Raw genomic sequence first — 4,423 nt, 5'->3', positions numbered from 1 at the left:
GCACGTGCGCGGAGTCGCGGAGGATTCCCCAGCTCGCCCATAGCAGTACGAAGCCGAACGCCATACCGAGCAGCGGATCGATGAGCAGGAAACCGGTGAAGCGGATCACCACCGCGGTGACGATGATCAGCAGGCTCCCGACGAAGGTCTGGACGATATGCCACAGCGCCCCCCGGACATTGAGATCACTGCGGCTGTGACGCCACATCATGCCCAGCGAGATGAGCTCCGTGGCCAGGCCACCGGCCGCCGCCAGGAGCATCGGGCCGGTGGGCAACTCGATCGGATCCAGCATTCGCATGGCCGCCATCACGATCACCACCAGTGCCATGCCCACGAGAAACCCCCCGTTGACGAGCGCACCGATGATCTCCGCGCGATACCAGCCGAAACTGCGATCGGCATCGGCAGGACGGCGGGCAATCCTGGCCGCCACTATCGCGACGAGGACGCCCCCGACCGCCGAAAAGGTGTGGAAGGCGTCGGAAATCACCGCGATTGAGCCGGTCCACAGGCCGATGCCCATCTCGATGAAGAAGTAGATCCCGGTCAGCCAGGCCGACACCACCATGGCCGGCCCACTGGAAGGCATATGCCCGGCGTGTCCGTGGCCGCCGTGTCCGTCAGTCATCGTTACCATCCTCCCTGCGAAACGCCCCGGAGAAACCGCACCGCCGTCGAGCGATCATTCGATGGACAGCCGCCTCAGGCGCAGCGAGTTCCCCACCACCGATACCGAGCTGAGCGACATGGCCGCCGCGGCGATGATGGGCGAGAGCAGCACGCCGAATACCGGGTACAGCACACCGGCGGCAACGGGCACACCGAGGCTGTTGTAGACGAACGCGAAGAACAGGTTCTGCTTGATATTGCGCATGGTCGCCCGGCTGAGCCGGCGGGCACGCACGATACCGCGCAGGTCGCCCTTCACGAGGGTCACGCCGGCGCTCTCCATGGCCACGTCGGTGCCGGTACCCATGGCGATACCGACCTGGGCGCGGGCCAGGGCCGGGGCATCGTTGATGCCGTCACCGGCCATGGCGACGAAACGCCCCTGCGACTGCAGCGCCTGGACCTGTTCCGCCTTCTGCTCCGGCAGCACCTCCGCGATCACCTCGTCGATACCGAGCTCCCGGGCCACCGCCTCCGCGGTCGTCCGGCTGTCGCCGGTAAGCATGGTGATACTCACGCCCTCGTCGTGGAGCGCGCGAACCGCCTCCGGCGTCCCTGCCTTGACCGGGTCCGCGACGGCGATGAGTCCGGCGACCCGGTCGTCGACAGCAACGAACATGGCCGTCCGGCCCTCGGCCCGCAGGGACTCCGCACGCTCAGTCAGTGCCTGCGCATCGATGCCCAGAGCGTCCATCAGCGCCCGGTTCCCCAGGGCGACCCGGCGTCCGTCTATGGCACCGCGCACCCCCTTGCCGGTAATGGACTCGAAGTCGCTGTAGCGCTTGAGCTCGACGCCCCGCTCGCCGGCACCGTCCACGATGGCAGCGGCCAGCGGATGCTCGCTGCCCCGCTCCAGGGTGGCCGCGAGACACAGCACGTCGTCCTCGCCGAACCCGTCCGCAACGGATACCTCCTGGAGCCGCGGGCGCCCCTCCGTCAGCGTCCCCGTCTTGTCGACGACGAGGGTATCCACCCGGCGCAGCGTCTGGATCGCCTCGGCGTCCCGGAACAGCACGCCGGCGGTGGCCCCCTTGCCACTCGCCACCATGATGGACATCGGAGTCGCAAGGCCCAGGGCACACGGGCAGGCGATGATCAGCACCGCCACCGCGTTGATCAGCGCATAGGCCATGGCGGGCTCGGGCCCGACCAGCGCCCAGATGGCGAAGGTGATCACGGCAGCGGCCACGACGGCGGGGACGAAATAGGCTGCCACCACGTCCACGAGGTTCTGGATCGGCGCCCGGCTGCGGCTCGCCTCGGCCACCATCTCCACGATCCGGGAGAGCAGCGTGTCACTGCCGACGCGCTCGGCCTCGATGATCAGCGACCCCCGGCCGTTGACCGTGGCGCCTATCACGCGGTCCCCCGACGCCTTCGCCACCGGCATGGGCTCGCCGGTGATCATCGACTCGTCCACGGAGCTGCCGCCTTCAATCACCGAGCCATCTACGGGAACCTTCTCCCCGGGACGAACCCGCAGGCGGTCACCGATCTGCACCGATTCGAGAGGGACGTCCGCCTCGCTGCCATCGTCGTCGATCCGGCGTGCGGTCTTGGGCGCGAGCCCGAGCAGCGACTGGATCGCGGCGTTGGTCTGGCTGCGGGCACGCAGCTCCATCACCTGGCCGATCAGCACCAGCGTGACGATCATGGCAGCCGCCTCGAAATAGACGTCGACGCGCCCGCCGACGCCCCGGAACGATGCCGGAAAGAGCCCCGGTGCAATGGCGGCGACGACACTGTAGACGTAGGCTACCCCCACCCCCAGGGCGATGAGGGTGAACATGTTCAGGCTGCGATTCACGATGGAACGCCAGCCCCGGACGAAGAACGGCCAGCCGCCCCACAACACCACCGGCGTCGCCAGGGCGAACTCCAGCCAGTTGCGCACGGCGTGGGGTACCAGCGCCTGCATATCCACCCCGGGCACCATGCCGCCCATCGCGAGTGCCAGCACCGGCAGCGCCAGCACCAGGCTCACCCAGAAACGCCGGGTCATGTCCTTCAGCTCCGGGTTCTCTGCAGGCGCCGCGCTGACCTGCTGGGGCTCCAGCGCCATGCCGCACTTCGGGCACTCACCCGGGGCATCCGAGACGACCTCGGGGTGCATGGGGCAGGTGTAACGGACGCCTCCCGATGCCCCGGCCTCCTGGCCGGAATCCCGGGTCCCTGCCGTGCCCGGATTCACGCTATCTCGACTCCCGTGCATGGCTCCCTCCAGACCCATACGTAATCCCACCCCGGGTGGGGTGGGATATGCTTAGAATACGCCGGCAGGAAACGGCTCCGCAACTTTCGCTCGTCTCAGGCGCGCCGGGACGCCCCGACGCGCGCGGAAGCCGCCTGCTCCCCTATCTCAGGCGCCCGCGGACGGCACGGGCCGGATGTCGATCTCACCCTGCATACCGGCCTCGAAGTGGCCCGGGACGTTGCACGCGAACAGAAACCGCTCCGTTCTCTCGAACGTCCATATGACGGACGCGGTCTCTCCGGGGTCGATCATCACGGCATTCGGGTCGGCGTGACCCTCAGCCCCGCCATCGCTCATGCGCCTGGCCATCTCGGCCCGATGGGCTTTCTGGACCTTCGGCGTCCCCAGGGTGAAATCGTGTTCAAGCTCTCCCTTATTGGTCACGACGAAGCGAACCGTCTCACCCGCCCTGATCTCGATACTCTGGCGATCGAAATACGTATCCCCGGCGGTGATCCGGACCGTGCGGTCAACCTCCGCGGGGTCGCCGGGCCGGCCGCCGGCGAAGCCGGAGCCGTGCTGATCGCCATGCCCCGGACCGGCGATGGCGACATTGACTGCCAGCGCCACGGCAAACGCCGCCGCGACGGAAATGATCGTTGACGTACGCGTCATTCTCGGTCTCCTCATGCCTGGTATTCGCCTGCTCGGCGACGAGGCCGTTCCCGGCCGCGGACGGACACGCCCACATCAGGGGCTGCCCTTCCACGACGGCGGCCTTCAAGTGCAGCGAACAGGAATGCAGCCGGTGGATCACCGGCCTGTAAGCCCCCGGGCATCCCGGCTGGCCGGGACGGAATCCGGAACCCGCGCCGATGCGGCGCCGGTACACACCTGGAAACCGGCCGGCTACCGGCCGGAGAAACCGGGTGCGCTCATGCCCGGAACGCCCTGCCGGCGCTCACCGGGGAACCGGAAATGCATCCGGCTCCTACAGGGGGCTATCCCGAGGCAGTCAGAGTCTGATTCGGCGGGTAGTCAGATAGAGGCCGGGGGAGTGGAGTCGAGGCGCAGCGGGACGATGCGCCGGACCCGCTATCGTCCAGGAACCGGTGACGGGCCGAGGGCCCGCGGCCGCCGGCAACACATCCGGGTCCCGGTCGGAGGCCGTGAGGACCCCGGTGACATCCATCGCCCCGGGCGCGCACGTGGCGTGGTGATCGCCATGATCGCCGATAAGGCCGCTATGGACCTGACCGCCACTACCGGGACGCGCATTGCCATGCAGCGGCGCGCACAGGGCGGCCGCCTGTACTGCCATGACCAGCACCACGACCACGGCAGCTCGCAGCCCCGTCCGGAGAGAGGGGCTCCTTATCGGGCCGCCCGTTGTGGACCTTGCGTCCTGCCGACTGATCATCGCGATACCGGTAGGCATGTCAGAAGTATCCATTCTGCCATACCCGAACCGGCCCGCAATGGGCCGGCGCTATCCCGGAGAGGGCGACGGTCAAAGACCCAACACCCGCCGCAGCCAGGCGCCGATGGCGTGGATTT

General features: G+C 68.2%; 3 protein-coding genes. All 3 read right to left on the bottom strand.

What is annotated here, in order from left to right:
• Window positions 1-571 (bottom strand): cation diffusion facilitator family transporter (locus G7A99_RS25460; RefSeq protein ID WP_240466246.1); only part of this gene is annotated, 571 nt, incomplete at its 3' end.
• A gap of 114 nt (window positions 572-685) precedes the next feature.
• Window positions 686-2,785: a copper-translocating P-type ATPase gene (locus tag G7A99_RS11140; protein ID WP_018718025.1), complete on the bottom strand. Its 2,100-nt coding sequence runs from the start codon at window positions 2,783-2,785 to the stop codon at window positions 686-688.
• 246 nt (window positions 2,786-3,031) lie between these two features.
• Window positions 3,032-3,541 (bottom strand): plastocyanin/azurin family copper-binding protein, encoded by a 510-nt coding sequence (locus G7A99_RS11135; RefSeq protein WP_163140234.1) that lies wholly within the window; start codon window positions 3,539-3,541, stop codon window positions 3,032-3,034.
• Between the last annotated feature and the right edge of the window lie 882 nt (window positions 3,542-4,423).

The organism is Arhodomonas sp. KWT, assembly GCF_010993615.1.
This window is presented reverse-complemented; position numbering and strand designations above follow the sequence as displayed.

Coding starts and splice junctions, on each gene's coding strand:
- G7A99_RS11140 (WP_018718025.1), bottom strand. CDS start 2,785: ATGCACCCCGAGGTCGTCTCGGATGCCCCGGGTGAGTGCCCGAAGTGC.
- G7A99_RS11135 (WP_163140234.1), bottom strand. CDS start 3,541: ATGACGCGTACGTCAACGATCATTTCCGTCGCGGCGGCGTTTGCCGTG.